The 17,066-nt window shown below is 61.5% G+C and carries 11 protein-coding genes and 2 pseudogenes; 6 read left to right on the forward strand and 7 right to left on the reverse strand.

Annotated features, from left to right (window positions below; genetic code table 11):
- Positions 1 to 109: 109 nt before the first annotated feature.
- The 4 genes and pseudogenes from C7G61_RS40370 to C7G61_RS40390 form a co-directional block, all read right to left on the reverse strand.
- A pseudogene (locus C7G61_RS40370) lies at positions 110 to 280 on the reverse strand (DUF736 family protein); the annotation flags it as partial.
- Positions 281 to 1,460: 1,180 nt separating this feature from the next.
- Positions 1,461 to 2,399: a DUF2493 domain-containing protein gene (locus C7G61_RS40380; RefSeq protein WP_108523143.1), complete on the reverse strand. Its 939-nt coding sequence runs from the start codon at positions 2,397 to 2,399 to the stop codon at positions 1,461 to 1,463.
- Positions 2,400 to 2,747: 348 nt separating this feature from the next.
- A complete protein-coding gene (locus C7G61_RS40385; RefSeq protein ID WP_108523144.1) occupies positions 2,748 to 3,803 on the reverse strand; it encodes a DUF7146 domain-containing protein in 1,056 nt (351 codons plus the stop codon).
- Positions 3,803 to 4,759, reverse strand: coding sequence for an ArdC family protein (locus C7G61_RS40390; RefSeq protein ID WP_108523145.1), 957 nt, complete (start codon positions 4,757 to 4,759; stop codon positions 3,803 to 3,805). The genes C7G61_RS40385 and C7G61_RS40390 overlap by 1 nt, the downstream gene beginning before the upstream one ends.
- A gap of 919 nt (positions 4,760 to 5,678) precedes the next feature.
- Here C7G61_RS40390 and C7G61_RS40395 point away from each other — a divergent pair.
- Genes C7G61_RS40395 through C7G61_RS46610 form a run of 5 tightly spaced genes read left to right on the forward strand, consistent with a single transcriptional unit; the run spans position 5,679 to position 10,752 of the window.
- Positions 5,679 to 7,193 carry a GMC oxidoreductase gene (locus C7G61_RS40395; RefSeq protein ID WP_108523146.1) on the forward strand — a complete coding sequence of 505 codons (1,515 nt, stop codon included), beginning with the start codon at positions 5,679 to 5,681 and terminating at the stop codon, positions 7,191 to 7,193.
- Positions 7,194 to 7,228: 35 nt separating this feature from the next.
- Positions 7,229 to 8,740, forward strand: a complete 1,512-nt coding sequence (locus C7G61_RS46600; protein ID WP_108523147.1) for an aminotransferase class III-fold pyridoxal phosphate-dependent enzyme — start codon at positions 7,229 to 7,231, stop codon at positions 8,738 to 8,740.
- Complete coding sequence (locus tag C7G61_RS40405) at positions 8,637 to 9,509, forward strand: sulfotransferase family protein (protein WP_244608716.1); 873 nt, start codon at positions 8,637 to 8,639, stop codon at positions 9,507 to 9,509. Before C7G61_RS46600 ends, C7G61_RS40405 begins: the two co-directional genes overlap by 104 nt.
- A gap of 53 nt (positions 9,510 to 9,562) precedes the next feature.
- Positions 9,563 to 10,159 (forward strand): MFS transporter, encoded by a 597-nt coding sequence (locus C7G61_RS46605; protein WP_244608717.1) that lies wholly within the window; start codon positions 9,563 to 9,565, stop codon positions 10,157 to 10,159.
- Entirely contained in the window at positions 10,144 to 10,752 is a 609-nt protein-coding gene (locus C7G61_RS46610; RefSeq protein WP_244608718.1) for an MFS transporter, read from the forward strand. The genes C7G61_RS46605 and C7G61_RS46610 overlap by 16 nt, the downstream gene beginning before the upstream one ends.
- A 1,165-nt stretch (positions 10,753 to 11,917) precedes the next feature.
- Here the strand turns inward: C7G61_RS46610 and C7G61_RS40420 are convergent.
- Together C7G61_RS40420 and glmS are read right to left on the reverse strand one after the other, a co-directional pair.
- A complete protein-coding gene (locus tag C7G61_RS40420; protein WP_057849747.1) occupies positions 11,918 to 12,115 on the reverse strand; it encodes a hypothetical protein in 198 nt (65 codons plus the stop codon).
- 785 nt (positions 12,116 to 12,900) lie between these two features.
- Positions 12,901 to 14,727, reverse strand: a complete 1,827-nt coding sequence (gene glmS / locus C7G61_RS40425; RefSeq protein ID WP_108523149.1) for a glutamine--fructose-6-phosphate transaminase (isomerizing) — start codon at positions 14,725 to 14,727, stop codon at positions 12,901 to 12,903.
- 1,082 nt (positions 14,728 to 15,809) lie between these two features.
- Here glmS and C7G61_RS46615 point away from each other — a divergent pair.
- A complete protein-coding gene (locus tag C7G61_RS46615) occupies positions 15,810 to 16,541 on the forward strand; it encodes a hypothetical protein (protein WP_244608719.1) in 732 nt (243 codons plus the stop codon).
- A 414-nt stretch (positions 16,542 to 16,955) separates the two neighbouring features.
- On the opposite strand, the pseudogene C7G61_RS40435 reads toward C7G61_RS46615, so the two are convergent.
- Positions 16,956 to 17,066, reverse strand: a pseudogene (locus C7G61_RS40435) (IS5/IS1182 family transposase); the annotation flags it as partial.

Consider the following 17,066-nt stretch of genomic DNA (forward strand, 5'->3'; position numbering starts at 1 on the left):
GACGGCTCGCCCGCCGAGCCGTCGCAGCTCTTCCCTCGGGATTATGTGGAGCGCGGCGAGCCAGAAACCCGCGGAAAACCTGCGCTCAGACGACATCGCTCCGCATAATGCTCCGCTTCGCATAATCGGCCCGGCCGACGTAGACGCGGTGGCTGGGCGCGTTCTCGTTTGTGCGGTTGGGCTCGGCGACGATGCGGACGCCCTTCGCCTGCACGCTCAGGGTGACGATCTCGCCCTGAAAATCGTTGCCGACCTTCTTAAAGGAACCGATGTTAGCCATGTCACTTCTCCTTGAGTTTTCGAGCCCGCGACCACCGCGGCCTCGATGGTGATCGAGAGGCCGAATGACGATCGGCGACGCACCCGCTCGCGGGCCGGAGCGTAGCGGAGGACGCTAGCCGGAAGACTTTCTTGGCTCGCGAGGAATGGGCGTGAGCCCAGGGGAAGAAAGTCTTAACGGCGGCGTTGCGGCTCAGACGATCGAGGCGGAGCCGGTCTTCGGCCAGATCAAGCCATCAAGAGGCAAGGTGCGTCCGTGCGCTGAACAGCCTTAAGGAGACGGGGCGGCGGACGTCGGTCGTCCTGTACAAGAGGTCGAGAGGTTCAGGCGAAGAAAGGAAACAACGTGCGGGAAAAGTCGGGCGTCGGCCGCCCCGAAATAGCCGTTAGAGAGCGCCCCCTCGACACTCACAGGGTCGCGAATGATGGGTATAATGGCCGTGTAGTACTCTGAGGAGACCGCCTCTCGCTGCGACACCCGTCGTTGGCATTCTCGACGCGCCCAACGATTGAGGAGAACCCTGGGCGTCGAGCCGAAGGGCTATAACCGTCCTGGCCGCGAGAACTGATTGACGTTCGGTTCGCCCTGCCCTGACTGACTGAAGCGGGCCAAGCTCGGCCAAGACGGTCATGCGCGCCCGCTCCCGTGTCACCGATGAAGATCGAACCGATGCAGCCAAAGATCTCGCGCCAGAGCGGGGATGGCATCCCAACGTACGATATCCGAGAATCACATGATAACCGGCAACGGCCGCCGGAATGGCAAAGACTGCCGCGATGACGGCGCGCAAGACGAATGACGGCGCCAGGGCGAAGGTGATCTGACCGATGAGGAGCATCAGCGCGGCGGCAGCGATGCCGACGAGCAACGCGCCGATGGTGCCTGCGCACTATGAAATACCATCACGCCGGCAGTGAACCTAACCAGGAATGGAAGGGCGTCTACAGCGAGAGCAAAGATCGGAGCAGAATAGGCCGATGCGAAGGTATTGAGGAAGTCCGAGAGCAATTCGCGCCTTCCACCACCACCTGGACGCGAGGTTACTCAAGCCGGAACTAGTTAGAAGTGCCGCTCACTGTTTAACCACGTTCGAGGTGGCGAATGTGCTCGGGTGGCGCGATTGCGTCGGTTACGACGCTAGCCCTATGCAGGGAGATTTCGAAATCGGCATGGACGGCGCTCACGCGCCGCCATCGCCAAACTTCCAGACCGGGATGCCGAGCCGTTTCGCCTTGTCGGCGAGATTGCTCTGGATGCCAGTGCCGGGGAAGACCATGACGCCGATCGGCAGAATCTCCAGCATCGCGTCATTGCGCTTGAACGGTGCGGCCTTGGCGTGCTTGGTCCAGTCTGGCTTGAAAGCAATCTGAGGCACCTTGCGATTGGTCGCCCATTTGGCGGCGATCAGTTCGGCGCCTTTCGGCGAGCCGCCATGCAGCAGCACCATGTCAGGATGCTTGGCGTGGACCTTGTCAAGTCGATCCCAGATCAGATGATGGTCGTTGAAGTCGAGCCCACCGGTCAGCGCAATTTTGGGGCCGGCCGGCAGCAACACTTCGGTCTCCGCCCGGTGTTTGGCGGCGAGGAAATCCCTGGAGTCGATCATCGCCGCAGTAAGCTTGCGATGATTGACCAGCGATCCAGAGCGAGGACGCCAGGGCGAGCCGGTATGGACCTGGAAGCTCTCGATGGATTGATCGCGGAAGAGCTCCATGCAGTTACGACGTTCGACCAGCGTGATGCCTTCGGCCGTGAGCCGCTCGAGTTCCACCGATCTGATTTCCGAGCCGTCCTGCTCACGCTGGCTCTTCCGCTGCGCTTGCTCGTTGCTGTCGAGCTCGCGCTCGATGCGCTCTGTTGCACGGTGGAACAGGTTGACCGTCGACCAGAGCAGGTCATCGAGATCCGGCTCGAGGCGAGTGTCGCTTAGGGTTGCGACGAGGGCGTCGAAGATATCGGCGACAGCACCCGCGATCATCTTGCCTTCGGGAAGCGGCCTCGGGTCTGGCTCGTCGTTGAAAGGACGGTAGCCAAAGAGCTGAAGTTCGCTAATGACGTGATCATTCGGGAATGAGCCGTGCGTTGGTTCGAAATCGAGGTCGTTGCGATCGGATGTCATGGTCGAGGTCCTTTGCCCGGATCGGCCGCGCCCATCGCGGCCTTCGTGGCGATCATCTGACGGCGGGCGGAACGGACCAGAACCCGAAGCGAAGCGAAGGGCCGCAGCAATAGCGGAGGATGGCGAAGTCCGGCTATTTTGTTTCGCGATGCAAAGGCGCGTGGCCGGGGCCCCGCGAAGCTTTCTTCGTGGGGTGAACACCGCCGGCGGAAAATAGCCGGGCGCAGCCATTGCCGGTCCGGTCCGAATGCTGTCCGATCGCCCTCTAGAAGGCTAGGGCGCCGCCTCTCCTCGGCACCATGGACCTACCATCGACCTGCCGTGACGACGGCGCGAGCAACGCCGGCTTTATCCCTTCTCCGCCATAACCAAGAAGCGGGTAACGTCCTGCGGCGCGAGCTGAATGCGCATGGCCGCTCGAAGCTCGTGGATGCCGAACGTGCGGAGATCGTCATTAAAATCTCCCAACCGAGGAGACAAAGCGATCGCCACGATACCAGCAGCCTCCGAGCGCTGCCTGAGGGCGGCCGTCGCCGCGTCTCCCGCCGCATCCGCATCCCGGACGATGTAGAGGCGACGCAGCGTCGGCGGGAGCAGCATGGCAGCGAGGTGATTGGCCGATAGTGCGGCGGCCATTGGCAAGGTAGGCAGTACGTAGCGCAGCGACAGGATGGTTTCGATGCCTTCGCCAGCGACAAGCACATCATTCGCCGTACCGAAACGAACTGCGTTGCCGAGCAGATCGCCCATTGCCCGTCGTGGTGTGTCGATCGGCGCCTTGCCGAGCCGGATCGGGTCAAAACCCTCAGGATTGAGCCAGGTCCGGTGCGCGCCTGTTATCCGGCCATCGAGATCGGTGACGCGGGCAATCATTGCAGGCCAAATCTCGGTCTGCGCGTCCTCATCCGGCCGACAGTAGCAGCGTGGGTGGAAGCGCAGGCTCGCTCCGTGGTGCAGCTCGAAAATGGCGCGTCCGCGCAGATATGCCTCCACGAGGGTTCCGTCGATCGGCCGAGATATCGCAAACAGCCGCCGCGCCGCTTCCGGCGATCCTGCCTTTACTGTTGCACGGACGGGCTTCGTTGGGAGATCCGGGTGCGGCCGAGGCAGCTTAAGGAAGCGCGTTGCCTCGTCCACGACATCGCGGAATTCTATGAGGCCGCAGGTTTCGCGGATGATGTCGAGGAGATCACCGTGTTCGCCCGTGGCGGCGTCGGTCCATTTGCCCGCAGGCCCCTTCTGTGATTTCTGTAACCGCACGAACATCGAGCGGCCTGGCGTGTTGCGGACGTCGCCGACCAGCCAGTAGCGCCCCACGCGCCGACCATTGGAGAGATAGTGGCGGCACACCGCCTCGGCCTCGCGCGCGAGGCGGTGTGCCAGTTCGGAAGCGTCGAACAGCATCAGGCGGCCTCGCAGTGGGCGGGTTGTTCCGCCGGGCTCGAAGCGAGATCAGGCAAGAACGCGAGCAGATAATCCGCGACTTTGCTGGCCTGCGAAGCGGCGCGGACGATCGCGCGATTGTCTTCGCGGAGCACCTCAAGCCACGAAGCAATGTAGTCCGCATGCCGCACGGTCGGCACGATGCCGAGCGAAGCACAGCAGAATGCAGCGGATATCTCCGCGATGATTTCCTCGAAGGCGTATTTCTTGGTGCCGTAACTTCCGGATAGATCCCGGTTGAGCCGTGAGGAGTGGCCGCTGGCATGAGCCAACTCGTGCAGAGACGTGCGGTGCCAATTGATCGGCTCAAAGTAGGCAGCCGGACATGGCACCTGAACGTAGTCCTCAGAAGGACAATAGAAAGCTCGGTTACCGCCGATTCGAAGATCGATGCCGCTGGCACTAATCAGCGCTTCGACTTGCGGCTCGATCATGTGAGGTAACGGGAGAGGCGCCATAGTCGACACCTCGGCTGGCAGCCCGTCACATTGGTCGGTATTGAAGACCGTAAAACGTTTCAGAAAGTTAATCGCTTGGGCTTCGTCGGCCGCCTCAATCGCCCGCTTCCTCTCCTCTTCGGGCACGAAGCGGTCAGCATAGACGACGGTCGTTCCTCGCTCTCCTTTGCGGACGTGGCCACCCAGCGACAATGCCTGCCGGAAGGTGAGCCAGCTCTGGCCGGAGAAGCCCCGCTCGACCACAGCGCTCCAGAGGATCAGGATGTTAATGCCGCTATATCGCCGATGTGTTGCTGCATTGTGAGGCATGGCAAGCGGCGCCTTCGCCGCGGCCGTTCCCCACGGCTGGACCCAGGGCACACACCCCGCCTCTAGTTCGGCAATTAGTCTATTCGTGATCTCGTCATAAAAATTGGTCCGGCTGGGGCTGCTCTGCGAAACTTGGTTGTGCCTGGACATCGCAGTTCTCCGCGACGGGCACCGCGAGCCTCTCTCGCGGCTATAAACCCGTCACGGCAATCCGGGCCGCCACTCTTGGCTCTCTGGATATCTCCTCGTCTCGGCCATCTCGGTGCGTCTCGACCGTGAATGCGATCCAGAGTCCCATCCTTCAAAGCCCAGGTCATGGAAACCGGTGTGGCCTCCGTCAATGCCCGGCGAGTGGGTTACTCGATAAGTGGGGAAGCTTATGTTGCTGACATCGAAATCGTGCGCGAGTATCGCGGCGTTCTGACTCTAAGTGCGAATTTGCGATCCGATCGAAATGCGTAGCATGGGCACACGCCGGTCACGCGCGGGCGTTGTCTAATTGCCGGCGCAGGGTCAACTTTTTGTGGCTCTCAGCCCCCGAGACCATAGACCTCGGCAGCATGGACGGGCGGCCTCAGTTAGTTTGCTGTAAGCGCGGCATGGACCGTGAAATCCTCTTGCAGCAGTTGGCGGTAGTCCACCGCAAGTCTCCCAGGACGCCGCGCGCATTGCCAAAAAAGGAAGTGCCTTCAACCTGGATCAAGTCCGTGGGGCAAGGTCCGGATGCGTCAGCCCCTCGATCCTTGTCCGCTTTCTGACAGCGGCACACAAACCTGTGAGATTCAAAACACCGTGCGCCGTTTGCGAATCGCGAACTGTTTCAAAGCACAATCAGGCGCTTAATGCGCGTGAGGAGCGCTGGCACGGCCGTTGCTCTATCTCACCGTAGGGCAATAAGGGCCAATGAACATGAACGGCACGACAGGATCTTGGATTTACGGAGAAAAAGCGCTGATGCCGAGGAAAGAACAGACCAACGCCAAAGAAGTTCGCGGCACTTCGATACGCGGCGGTTTTGGGAGCATATCACAGGACGCGATAGTTGCGGCTAGAACGGCCAGGTAAGACAATGACGGCCAGTGCCGTTGACGTATGCGTCGTCGGGAGTGGTGCCAGTGGCTCGATAGTCGCCCACGAGATCGCTCGAAACGGATTCCGGGTGCTCGTCCTCGAAGAAGGCCGGACGCTTCCCCCCGGCGCGTCACTGGCGACTGTCCAAAGTGGTTTCGATGACGCCTTGGTGCCCTCTCCTGCCGGGACGTTGACGCCGTTCGGGCGCCCCTGGACCGTGTCGGCGCTCGGCGGTGGAATGACGCTGTACGCCGGGATCGCCTTCCGTTATCGGACCGTCGATTTTGACGCGCGAGCGCATGTGGCCGCGGACGCGCTCGACCCAGTCTGGCCGATCGACTACGCCGAACTACGCCCCTATTACGAGGAGCTCGAACAGCGGATGGGGGTGGCCCGGCTCCCCGGCGCGGACCCGCTCGAACCGCCCAGCGATCCCGCCGTGCTGCCGCCGCACGAGTACAGCCCACAGGGCCTATTGATCGCCAAGGCGGGCGGACGCCTAGGCCGGCTACCGTTCCCCACCCCGCTGGCTATCAACTCGTTGCCGTATGGCGGTCGCCCGGCGTGTCACTGCTGCGGCCCGTGCAACGAACACCTGTGTCCGACCGGTGCGAGGGCCGACGCGCGGTCCCCGTTCACTGACGTGCCCCTGCCTTCCGGCGCACTGACAGTCGCCCTGGCCAGCAAGGCCGTGCGTATCGACCTGGGCAACGCGAGCCGCGCGGACTCGGTGGAATGGCTGGACACCGTCACCAGTCAACGCGCTCGGGTCCGCGCCCGCTGCGTGGTGCTCACCGGCAACGCGGTGCAGTCTGCCGCCCTGCTGCTACGGTCGGCGCAGTCAGCGGCGCCCAACGGCATCGGCAACGCCACTGGCATGGTCGGCAGCGGGATCTCGTTCAAAATCAGTGGTTACGTGTCCGGCAGCACCACGCTGGACCGGCTGCCCGCGCGGTCGCCGGGCGGCCCGTTCTCCACGGTTGCAATGTCGGATCACTACCTCGACGACGAGGCGCCCTCCGGGCTTGGCGGAATGATCTACGAAGCCAGTCCTGCCGAGCAGGCGGTTTGTGACGGCAATATAGCGCTACGACTTCATTTTCTGGCGGCCGATCAGCCCATGCGCAAAAACACGGTCCGACTGGCCAACAGTCGAGATCGGCTAGGTCTGCAGAAAATCATTCTTGAATACTGGACCCATCCGCTGGACAAACGCCGATTAGGCTATTTGTCCCGACGCGCGTCGGAATTGCTCGCCGAAGCCGGCGTGAAAAAAGTCGATTACCAGGATTCCAACTATCAGTCCGGTAGCGGGCATCTGCATGGCGGCTGTCGAGCAGGGGTCGATCCAACAGAGTCTGTAGTCGACCGCTGGGGTCGGGTGCACGACGTCGACAATCTCTATGTCGCGGACGGCGGGTTCTTTCCGTATTCCGGAGGCGTCAACCCGACCTTCACTATTCAGGCGAACGCGCTGCGGATCGCTCGAAGAATAGTCACGCAGCTCGCCTAACCGACCATGGGCGGACAATCAACCGGAGATCATTCATGTCCATGAACACGCCCAGTGCCACCTTGGCCGCGAGCGACGCGCAAAAAACCGCGCTCCGCCGCGCGCTGGGGATCACCGCGTCGGAGAAATGGGATCTTAACCGGCGTTTTCCAGTGGTGATGAGCCGCGCTTCCGGCGCGCATGTCTGGGATGTTAATGGAAAACAATACGTGGATTTCACCTCGTGTAGCGGGGCCGCGCCGTTGGGAGCCGGATACGAACCTGTGCTCGCGCACGTCGCCACGGAAATGCGCCGCACCGGCGGCATCCTACCCGGGCCGTTGTCCGTGCACCGGGTCGAGGTGGCCGAACGGCTTGCGGAAATCTTCCCGGTCGCGCAACGCTCGGTGTTCTTCCGCACCGGCTCATGCGCCACCACCGCCGCAGTCCGCCTCGCCCGCGCGCACACCGGCGTCAACCTGGTGCTTACTAGCGGATATCACGGCTGGCATGACTGGCACTTACAGGACCGGCCAGCGATGGGGCTGCCCAGGCGGGACCAGGACAGCGTGGAGTTCCGCTACGACCTGGACCTGCTTGAGAAACTGGCCAGCGTCCAGCGCGTCGCCGCGGTGATCCTTACCCCCGAGGTCAACTTCTTCCCTGCCGAATACCACCGGCGATTGCAGACGCTGGTGCACCAGCACGGTGCCCTGTTGATCCTGGACGAGGTTATGACCGGTTTCCGCTACGCCCTCGGCGGATACCACACCGCAGTCGGCCTCACGCCCGCCCTGATCACACTGAGCAAAGGACTGGCGAACGGCATGGCGCTATCTGCGGTGGCCGGTCGGGCGGACGTGCTCAACGCCACCGAAAAGACCTACCTGGGCAACACCTATCAGCGCGAGGTTACCCCGTTCGCGGCCGCGCTGAGCACCCTAGACGCGCTGCGCGACGGGACCGCGCTGGCGCGGATGCGTCAGGTTGGCGAGCAACTCATCAACGGGCTCAACGAGGTCTTCGTCGGCCAGCAGGTCGAGGCGTGGGCGTTCGCCTGGCCCACCATGTTCGACGTCATGTTTGCCGACGCCGAACTCGGCCACGCGTTCTTCCAGGAGATGTGGTCGCGGGGCTTCCTCATGCAGTACGGCGGCCGGTTCATGCCATCCGCGGCACTGTCCGACGCTGACGTACGGGCCGCGATCGAAGCCGCCGGACAGGCTTTGCCGGCGGCACTGGCGCGAGTGGATAGCACCGGCGGCGACCCGGATCCGGTGGCCGCCGCCGTGCGGTTCGCCGGTGATCACTTCGTGGCCACCCCGGATTCTGTCCGAGCTGGTTCACTGCGCCCAGCCACCCATGAGCACCGGCTGTCAAACAGGGGACACCGCTATGCCCGAGGCCGACCCATTTCCCACTTCGCCGGTTCTGCTCGGCGGCGACAACAGGTCCGGCACGACCTTGCTGAGCGTCGTGCTGGACTCGCATCCCGATCTGGTGATCGGGCCGGAGATCGACTTCCTGGAGCCGCCGAATCTCGGTCCGCACATCCTGCGCGCGATTGACCTGCTGGATGCCCGCGACCCCAAGGTCACCGGCACCACAAAAAGCACGATCGATCCATTCTGGTACGACGGCGTGCACTTCGCGGTGCAGTGCCGACGCTTTGGCCTGGACTTCGACGACGTGCGCGAACTGGTCACCAAGGTAATGGTCGAGGTGGCCAATGACATTGTGTCGTTCGCCGACCGGTGCCGGCTGATCAACGAGATCGGTGAGTTCCGCAGGGCTCACACCGGAGCCCGGCGGTGGGGACTAAAACTACAGCGCAAGATCGCTCAGGTCGATTCTTACGCCCGGCTGTGGCCGAGGGCGCATTTCCTGCACATCGTGCGCGACGGTCGGGACCTGGCCGCCTCGCACCTGAAAACCGTGCCGGATTGGGGTTACCGGACCGCCGCCGAAGCCGCGCGGGGCTGGCTTGAAGTGGTTTCCCGGCCGCATCGGGTCGCGCCGCCGGACCGCTACCTCGAGCTGCGCTACGAGGATCTGGTAAGTCGTCCTCGACCCACCCTGACCCAAATCCTGGACCACCTCGGCTTGCCTTGGGACGAGGCCGTGCTGCGGCACGCCGAGTATCAGCACGCGCTCTTCGACCATCCGTACGGCCACCCGGCGGCCGAATCCGCTGGCAAACCGCTGCACTCGGGCCGGCTCGGTCGTTACGCCGAGGATCTGACGCGCGCTCAGATCGCGGAGTTCGAGCGGATCGCCGGCAGTGAACTGGCCCGGATGGGCTATCTATCGGCCCCGACTTTGACCGTCGAAGCGTGAGGCGCGCCCACTGTTCCGCCGCCCTGCTCCGACTGCCGCGCGGCTACCTGGCGTTGCTCGTTGGCCAGACCGTGTCGTTGCTGGGCTCCCAGGTGACCATGCTGGCGCTGCCGCTTACCGCGATCACTCTGCTGGGCGCGGGACCCGTGCAGACCGGGCTGCTGCTGGCTTGCGGTCGGGCGCCGTACCTGTTGGCGGGCCCGTTCGCCGGCGTCATCGTGGACCGCCTCCTGCACCGGTGGATCCTGTTGATCGCCAACTTCGTGATGGCGGCAACGCTGGCCACGATTCCGCTGCTGGCCGGCCTCGGACATCTCGGAATGGTCCAGCTGTGTACGGCGACGGCGCTGGTCGGGGTGGCGGCGGTGAACGCCGAGGTGGCCTATCTGGCGTGCGTACCCACGGTGGTGGACCGGACTCAACTGGTCCAGGCGCAGAGTTTGTTGGAGCTCAGCCAGGCGAGCGCGTTGGCAGCGGGTCCGTTCCTGGCCGGCTGGCTGGTGAGCGCGTTCTCCGCGCCGACTGCGATCCTGGCCGACTCGGCCTCGTTCCTGCTCGCCGCCGCGTTGCTGTCGCTCGTGCCGATGCGCGCGGCCGCGCGCTCAGCGGCCGGGCGACCCAGCTACTCGGCCAAATGGCCGAAGGGCTGACCACCGTGTTCGGCACCCCGATTCTGCGGGCAGTCACGTTGGCCACTGGCACCTTCATCTTTTGGTACAACGCATATTCGGCGGTCTTCCTGCTGCACCTGACGAAAGATCTGGGTTTGGAGGGCGGGACTGTCGGCATGGTGCTCGGCATCGGTGCACTCGGTGGCGTCGTCGGCGCGGTCACCGCACCTTGGGCGGGACGCGCGATCGGGCTTGAGCCGGTGCTGATGGTTGCGCTGGCGCTCAGCGCTGGAGGCATGAGCTTGGCGGCGCTTCTCACCCAGCCATGGTGGGCCGCGGTGGTGTGCGTGGCACTGTCTCAGTTCCTGCTGTCGGTTGGCCAAGGGATTTACAACGTGCAGCAGGTCCCTATTCGATATGCGCTGGCCCCGCACCGGCTGCAGGGCCGGGGGAACGCGAGCATCCGGAGCGTGGTGTGGGGGCTGGCGCCACTGGGCGCGCTGGTCGGCGGCGCGGCGGGTGCCGCATTGGGCCTGCGTGCCACGTTGCTGGCCAGTAGCGTGTTGGGCGCGGCGTCGGTGCTGTGGATCTGGCGGTCGCCGCTGCGCCACACGCACAGTTTGCGTCTCTGACCAGCGGGCAGGACCGCTTATGCAGATCAAAACACTGGACGAGCTTGGCCTTCACTCGGGCCGGCTGACTGTGTGGCGGATCAACGTGCCCGGGTCCTGACCCTGGCGCCCCGACCCGCGGGCGACGGTCTCACGTTGCTTCCACTTCGCGATAGCCTTCTGGCCCTCGCCTGCATTCAGATGCTCCCGGGGCAACAAAGATGCCGGAGAGTAATCTAGCTGCCCATCGACTTCTGGATCATCTCATAGACGATCAGTCTAAGCCCCGATCATCTACCCACCGCGGCCGCACGTCCCGCGACGAGAGCGGGCCGCTACATCAACGTGGGCACGAGCGAGTTCGGCTAGATGGTCTCCGACGGCCGCATGCCACGCCCCAAGCGCGTTAACGGTCGTGTGATTTGGGACCGCTTACGGCTTAACACGACAGTCTCTGATTTGTCTGAGGAAAAGGCGCCACCATTGCGTGCGATGCCGCCGCCATTCCTGTGGACACAGAACTATCATTAGGAGGGACAATGAAACAGGCTAGGTTTGCCTCGCCCTCACCGCGGAAAACAAAGACCCTAAAGAGCTGAAGAGCTTCGGCGACTTCGTCAAGTTAGAAGCGGTAACGATCGGTCTCGGCGGCGCTTTCGTTCCCAATAAGGCGGGATCGGTGCGGCCGCTTGCGCTTTAAGCAGCCCGCCCGTCTTCGCCGTATTTGCACGTCGCCAGGATGGGCAGGACGGCAGATCCTCAGTGCGGACAAATGGACTCTAGCAGTTCGCACTGATCAGTGAAGTTAGCCCAACGTTCGACTTTACCTCAGCAACTCCGATTGGTTTGAGACCCGCTCCTGAAAGCCGATCCCGAAGAGGGCACGAATGCGATGCGTCAAGTTGTACACGCGGGCGGCGATTATATCGGCGAACTGGCCGACGCCAGCTGTGCAAGCGGGCCGACCGCCGCGGAGACTGCGATCCGTGCCCTATTTCGCAGAAGCCGATGTGATGACGCGCAGACTCACCCGTGAGCTCCGCTCCAAAAAATCGACTCCCGCTCAATGGCTTGGACAGCTCTTCACGGACGACCGCCAGGGACCAAGCGATAGGGGCCGACACGTTGTGCGGCTCGGAGCCAGTCCCTGCCGCACGCGCATCAAAAACTCTTTCGATGAGCGCACCTAAGCTCGCGGAAGCGATACCTCTTCTCGAGTCATCGTCTGCGCATCGTAAATTCTGACCTGAAGCATTGGAAAGCGCTTCTTCAGATCTTCTGCCCCTGTCTTTGCTCCGACTTTGGTCATAAATTCGGCTTTCAATCGACCATCCACTTCAAGCGCGTAGCCTGACGTGGGCAGTTCGCGGGCGGCAGCAACCATTTCGTTTCTCCCTCGCATTGGGATTGTTGGAGGATAATAGCCTAGCGTGAGTCGCTCAAATCGCGCCAGCGGCAGAATGAGTCTGTGTGAATCGTCGCGAAGCGGTAGTTTATGAGCAAATTGGTCTTCCGACTTTCGATACTTCGGGGAATTCCCTGATCTCTTCGCACAGATAAGAACGAATGGATGCCACACCTTCCAGCGGGATCGCGGCACTTTTAATAGGAATTGCACACGGTGGACACCGATCATGCACACCGCGAATATCGAACATGGCCGCGGACGATGGGAAAGCGCTTGGAGCCAGCGATGGAACGGTCGGGCGCACACTGAAAGCGCCAAGGTCACGAAGCTTGCCGCGACGAACATGAGTAAAAGCTCACGAAGCCGAATTTGCGGTGGGACCTGGACGGCGATCTGGCCGAAGTCGCCGCGCTGACCAGCCGGATCAGCAGCGCCCGGCCATGGTGGTAGCAGACTACTCAACCGGACTTTCAGTTACCGATGCACGGCAGACAAAGTTCCTATAGATCGCGCCATCCGTGAATCCCGGTCCGGGAGCTGAACCCCAGTTGTACTTTTGAGGTCATTCTCGCATTTCGAGATGCGAACCATTCATGTCCGGAAGGCGATATGGACGCACGCAGCAACGACGATCGGCATCAACATGGATAGGAGAGAAATTGAGGATCTGCTCGGTTTTGGCTTCCACAGAACGGACATAACCGAACACGAAGGCCTATTGGCTGGAGGCTCACGACCACCGCGACTTTGGCCCTGCCCGCCTATTCTACGGTCACCGATTTCGCGAGATTGCGTGGCTGATCGACGTCCGCTCCCATCACGACAGCGGTATAGTAGGCCAAAAGCTGCACCGGAATGGCATAGACCATGGGTGTAAAGGTTGCAGCCATGTCTGGCAGCACAATGGTCACGAGCGAATCCACCGTCGCTTCCGAAGCCCCTGTCGCATCGGTCATCAGGATGATGTTGCCACCACGAGCGGCGACTTCCTGCATGTTTGAGACGGTTTTTTCGAAAACCCGGTCGTAAGGAGCGATCACCACCACAGGCATGCTCTCGTCGATCAGCGCAATCGGGCCGTGTTTGAGCTCGCCGGCGGCATAGCCTTCGGCGTGGATATAGGAGACTTCCTTCAGCTTCAGCGCACCCTCCAGCGCCAAGGGGAACGACGTGCCGCGGCCGAGATAGAGCACAGCGCTCGATTTGGCGATGTCGCGCGCGAGCTTCTCGATCTGCGGTTCGATCGCGAACGCCGCAGCGATCAGCCGCGGAACTTCGATCAGCTCGCCCACAAGCTTCAATTCATCGAGGTCGGACAATTCTCCGCGCCCTTTGCCTGCGGCGACCGCAAGGGCGGCCATCACCATCAGCTGACAGGTGAAAGTTTTGGTCGAGGCGACGCCGATTTCCGGGCCCGCCAGTGTCGGCAGCACGGTTTCGCTCTCGCGCGCAATCGTCGACGTCGGTACGTTGACCACGGAAACCGTGTGCAGCCCCTGCGCCTTAGCGTAGCGCAACGCGGCCAGCGTGTCGGCGGTCTCGCCGGACTGCGAGATGACGATCGCGAGATCCCCCTTGCGCAAGGGCGCTTCGCGGTAGCGGAGTTCGGAGGCGACATCGATCTCGACCGGCATACGGGCCAGCCGCTCGAACCAATACTTGGCGACGTGACCGGCATAGCTTGCGGTACCGCAAGCCGTGATCGAGATGCGCTTAATGTCATTGAAGTCGAATGGCAGTTCGAACGGCAGCGCGATGCGCTTGGCGGCCATATCGACATAACGCGCCAGCGTCTGCCCGACCACTTCCGGCTGTTCGTGAATTTCCTTGGCCATGAAGTGGCGATAATTCGCCTTGTCTACCAGGAGCGATGACGCGCCGGACTTCAGCGTTTCCCGGTGGGCGACGGCGCCTTTCGAATCATAGATGACGCAGATCGTGCGGGTAAGCACGGCCCAGTCGCCGTCTTCAAGATAGGTGATTGTATCGGTGAAGGGCGCGAGCGCGATAGCATCCGATCCTAAATACATTTCGCCGTCGCCATGCCCGATCGCGAGCGGCGAACCCCTGCGCGCGCCGATCATGAGATCGTTATGACCTTTGAACAGGAATGCCAGCGCGAACGCGCCGCGCAGCCGCGGCAGCAACGCTTTCACTGCGTCCTGCGGCGAGTAGCCATGCTTTAGATAGGATTCGACGAGATGCGCCACCACCTCGGTATCGGTCTCGGAGGCGAAGTTAGCGCCATTCTGCTCTAGCTCAGCGCGCAGCTCGCGGAAATTCTCGATGATCCCGTTATGGACGACGGCGACATTGTCCGTCACATGCGGATGGGCATTGCGCTCAGTCGGCTTGCCATGGGTGGCCCAGCGCGTATGACCTATACCGGTATGACCCGACAGCAGATCACCGCGTAGCCGCGCCTCGAGATTTTTCAGCTTGCCCTCGGCACGCCGGCGTTCGAGATGGTCGCCTTCAAGCGTCGCGACGCCTGCGGAATCGTAGCCGCGATATTCCAGTCGCTTGAGTGACTCGACCAGCTGCCCCGCGACCGGACCACGCCCCAAGATGCCGATAATCCCGCACATGTCGATCAATGCCCTCCAGCTTCAAGGAAATCATCTTCAAACCCGCAGAAACTTCTTAACCAAATTCACTCGTCTGAACGTACTCAATACTCATTGCGGATGGCGACATCGTTGGCGGTTCAACTCTGGAATTCTCTGTCAGAGCAATTAGTCTCGCCGCGTGCACACGCGTGAGCTAGGACTTAGAATTTCAACCATCATCGGTTCGCCCAACCCCAGCGCGGCTTTGGCGACCACGATCGAATACCAGTAGGAAGCGGTAGCCAGCGCAGCAAACGAGCTGAGGGTTTCGAGGTGAGCCAAATACTCAGGCGCGCGTCCATGGTCCCGTGCGACAGCGAGCCATGGCGCAAACAGACTCTTCGTCCGGTAGCGAAGATAGCAATCGTAGTCGCAATAGGACTGCTGGGTGGAGATATCTCGCTGGTAGCGTGACCCTAGGGATCGACGACACTCGATGCAGATCGACGGACCGTATGGCGTCCTGCGATAGAACTTCATAATCGTCGGTCACCTCGTCTTACTTCGTTGCGCCGAGAGCCATTCAGGACGCTCCGGCCCGATTCTCGACGAGAATAAAACTATTGCGATTGATGGCTCAATTGTACGTAGGTAAGCCTTCAATATTGAATTGGTTTGGAGGGCTATACGAAGGTTTGTAATCCGCCGCTCCTCCGTTAGTACTGATGTCAGCGGTCCACCTTGCGCGGCCAGCTTGCGCGATCCCGTTGAAAAGTTTGTCATGAACAGCCTCGCGCACTTTGCCGTGCCGCCTAGGCCGCGGGATCTGTTCCGGAGTTGGACGCCAGGTTGTTCCTGAGCTGTCCTAGTACCTCGACACAGAGGTTTTGATGATTGGTTTAGCATTTCCAGGACGGGTAGCTGCTCAGGAGGGACCGGCACTTCGATGCTGCGCGGCGAGCCGGGCGTAATGAGGCCCGCACGGTCAACACCACCGCGAAGTGCCGTTGCATTGATTTAATCGAAAATACCTGCCCGGAGCGCCCGCCGAGCAATTGACGTGAGCGGTTTGCGAAAAAACGCCACGCGACGCTGCCCTCGTCAGTACACTCGGATTCGTCTTGGTGATCGTCAATGAGGCGTGCGGACTGGAATTGGATCCCACCAAAACAAGGAGGCGACAGCATCTGTGTGTAGCAAATATGTTTTGCGAGCGTTCGGGAAGAAAATGCGTCCGCCAGACCGCTCGTACCGTTCGTGATTCGGAGGAGTCGGATGATCACGCCGGTTCGACGGAATTGGAGTCCCAAAGAATTGTTCAATGCTCTGACGCCGGTGATGTTCACCGCCGAGCCATAGTTCTGCGCGCACGTTGGAACAAGTTGTGGCCAGAATTGTATACTGAATATGACGCGAGGCATCTGAAAAAGGAGTTGCCCATCCGCAACTTGATCTCTACCGAGGAGGCTGCGGCGTTCTTTGATGCCTGGGCCGCGGACGAGGAGCGTCACGCCGAGGGCTTTATCCAGATTATGGAGCTCGTCGCTGATGGATCCGAAAAGGATCTTTGGGAGAGATTGGACGCTGCTCGATCACACAATTTTAGTGCAATCAATGAATACCTGAAAGACGAATTCTCTGTGATGGTTATGATCGCCTTTGATGAAATGTGCACCTGCCACGCCTATGCTGCGGATAAGGGTTTTTATGCCGGACTTGGGAACGATAGATTCGTTCGTTGGCTAAGAGAAGTGACTGCCGACGAGGCAGTTCACTCGATGAACGCGGTTACGTTATCCGCGCCCGGTACTCCGATCGCATCCGCGAAGTCGGCACAATCCTCGACGGCCTAACCAGTGGTGTCGCCGATGAGTCGGACTATGGCGGCACCTTCGTTCTGGATTACTTCGGCGAGAAGTACACGAAAGAGATGCCTAGCCAACTGCCGCGCCACGATCCTGAGAAATGTTGCCAAGCCGCTCACGACCGCAGAGCGAGATGGACGGAACGGTCGGCCAAGTTGACGTCAACGACGTCGCACCGGCTGCGGAGTGATTCCGGCGCCGAGGCGCCCAGCCTGCTCCTTCGGCTCGTACATGAGCGGCTGCCGCGCAGCGGAACAACGAACGCAAATGACCGCGGTCGCTTCGGGCGTCGATGGATTGATCGTTGTGCTGTTTCAGCCTTCCACGTCGCTGAATTTTCTAGACCTAAAATTCCGCCAGACCTCGGATCAGCGACCGTTGGCCTCTAGGTGGTGTGGACATTTAGCGGAGCCATAGGACGATGGCGGCGAGAGTAACGACGGCCCGATAGTTTCGGGCGGTCTTTTCGAAGCGGGTTGCGACGCGGCGGAACTGCTTGAGTTTTGAGAAGCA

Origin of the sequence: Bradyrhizobium algeriense, assembly GCF_003062295.1 — a bacterium.
GTDB lineage: Bacteria > Pseudomonadota > Alphaproteobacteria > Rhizobiales > Xanthobacteraceae > Bradyrhizobium > Bradyrhizobium algeriense.

Coding starts and splice junctions, on each gene's coding strand:
- glmS (WP_108523149.1), bottom strand. CDS start 14,727: ATGTGCGGGATTATCGGCATCTTGGGGCGTGGTCCGGTCGCGGGGCAG.
- C7G61_RS40395 (WP_108523146.1), top strand. CDS start 5,679: ATGACGGCCAGTGCCGTTGACGTATGCGTCGTCGGGAGTGGTGCCAGT.
- C7G61_RS40385 (WP_108523144.1), bottom strand. CDS start 3,803: ATGCTGTTCGACGCTTCCGAACTGGCACACCGCCTCGCGCGCGAGGCC.
- C7G61_RS40390 (WP_108523145.1), bottom strand. CDS start 4,759: ATGTCCAGGCACAACCAAGTTTCGCAGAGCAGCCCCAGCCGGACCAAT.
- C7G61_RS46610 (WP_244608718.1), top strand. CDS start 10,144: ATGGCCGAAGGGCTGACCACCGTGTTCGGCACCCCGATTCTGCGGGCA.
- C7G61_RS46600 (WP_108523147.1), top strand. CDS start 7,229: ATGTCCATGAACACGCCCAGTGCCACCTTGGCCGCGAGCGACGCGCAA.
- C7G61_RS40380 (WP_108523143.1), bottom strand. CDS start 2,399: ATGACATCCGATCGCAACGACCTCGATTTCGAACCAACGCACGGCTCA.
- C7G61_RS40420 (WP_057849747.1), bottom strand. CDS start 12,115: ATGGTTGCTGCCGCCCGCGAACTGCCCACGTCAGGCTACGCGCTTGAA.